This is a genomic window from Polaribacter sp. 2305UL8-11 (genome assembly GCF_058147165.1).
The window spans coordinates 1-256 of sequence record NZ_JBYVJW010000066.1 but is presented as its reverse complement, the minus strand read 5'-3'; the positions used below and the strand labels follow the sequence as shown (position 1 = coordinate 256).

Here is a 256-nt window from a genome sequence, read left to right as displayed (position 1 = left end):
ACAAGTATTGGATGAACTTGAAAAAGTTACAGATGGAAAATTGTCACCGGAAGAAAAAACAGACCTCAAACTAAATGTTGTAGGTAAAATTCCGGAGATTTTATTGGACAATACTGACCGTAACCGTACATCTCCATTTGCCTTTACCGGTAACAAGTTTGAATTTCGCGCTGTAGGATCTACTGCAAACTGTGCAAAACCAATGACAGTACTAAATGCTATTGTTGCCAGACAGTTGAATGAATTTAAAGAACAG

1 pseudogene is annotated in these 256 nt (G+C 37.1%); it reads left to right on the top strand.

Annotation, left to right across the window (positions count from 1 at the left end):
• Positions 1–256: pseudogene (locus ACY2RW_RS16220) on the top strand (glutamine synthetase type III); the annotation flags it as partial.